2 protein-coding genes and 1 pseudogene are annotated in these 1,322 nt (G+C 26.4%); all 3 read right to left on the bottom strand.

All coding sequences use genetic code 11. The annotated features are described in order from the left end of the window. Nucleotides 1-269 (bottom strand): PoNe immunity protein domain-containing protein (locus CQA76_RS08885; protein ID WP_137623016.1); only part of this gene is annotated, 269 nt, incomplete at its 3' end. Between the two features lie 369 nt (nt 270-638). Then, the gene (locus CQA76_RS08875) at nt 639-989 is read right to left on the bottom strand and encodes a DUF4299 family protein (protein WP_137623015.1); all 351 of its coding nucleotides are present in this window, start codon (nt 987-989) and stop codon (nt 639-641) included. Between the two features lie 71 nt (nt 990-1,060). After that, nucleotides 1,061-1,322: pseudogene (locus CQA76_RS08870) on the bottom strand (hypothetical protein); the annotation flags it as partial.

Raw genomic sequence — 1,322 nt, 5'->3', positions numbered from 1 at the left:
ATATCAAATCCAAATTCTGAATGTTTTTTTTGTATTATTGATATAACTTCTTCTAAATCTTTTTTAACTAATTTTATATCATCACCACGAGCATATTTATCCATAGCGTTATGAAATTTTCTATCTTCTATAGCAGAAAAATAATTTTCCCTTCTTGCATCTCCTAAAGGAAGTTCTAAAAGTTCTTTTTCATCCTCTTTAATCTCTTCTTCGCATTTTATTATTTCTTCAGTAAAATACGCTTCATCTTTACTAGTATCCCTTACCATTTTCTATCCTTTCGATTAAGTTTTTAGTTTTTGCGTTTTACTGGATTGTTTGATTGTTTCTATTATTTTTCCATTATCACAATTTTTAAATCATTAAGATTAATATCTATTTCTTTTTTTAACTCTAATTCTTGGGCTTGATAATTTATATTTTTACAATTAGAATTTTGTGGTAATAATATATTTAATGTTTCATCACTTTTAAGAATTAATTTTGCTATATTCATCATTTTGATATTTAATTCTAATATAGCGTGAAAATCTTTTTTAGATAGAAAACTATTTATGCATTTTTTTACATTTTTAACATCTAAATTTTCATCAGATAAAATTTGTATGATTTTATCTAAAATATAGGTTGAGGGAGCATTAAAACTCCTTAAGATCTAAACTCTCAAGTTCTTTTAGACTCATTGCTCTAATTAAAATTCTTTCTTCTGATTGCATTAAAGAAAAATCTTGTAGTTTTTCTAGTGCTTCTTTATATTCTAAATATCCTAAAGGTTTATCTTTGCTAATGCTAAAAAAACTTAATCTCCATTTGGCTTCTTCGTCTTCATCATCTAATTCAAAATTTTCCCAAGGTTCTTTAAAAAGAATAGTATCAGTATCTTCACTAAGGGTGAAATTTATTATTAATCCATCTGGTGTATCATAAAGTTTAGGCATAGCCTCATAAGCTTCTTCCCAACGTTTTTGCAAAAGTTCAAAATCTTCCATAGATCCCTCCTTTAATGTCAAATAAAATTATAGCTAAAAATCTTTTTAAATCAAATCACAGGAAAAACATTTTACACAAAACTAATTCTATTTTGTTTAATCATTCTAGCGCGATTGATAAGAGCATAGAGGGCTATATCTTCATCGTTGAGTATTCTTTGAAAGGTGCTGCTATATCTATCCCCATCAAATTCAATACTTCTATATTCTATAAGCTCTGCTTTAGCATTAGTAATAAAAGATATATATTTATCTCTTTGTTTATCATGTTTGATACCTGCACATAAAGGTTTAAGTGCTTCATCATACCAAATCACTTCTAACTTTTCTTCT

Origin of the sequence: Campylobacter aviculae (assembly GCF_005406215.1) — a bacterium.
GTDB classification, from domain to species: domain Bacteria; phylum Campylobacterota; class Campylobacteria; order Campylobacterales; family Campylobacteraceae; genus Campylobacter_D; species Campylobacter_D aviculae.
This window is presented reverse-complemented; position numbering and strand designations above follow the sequence as displayed.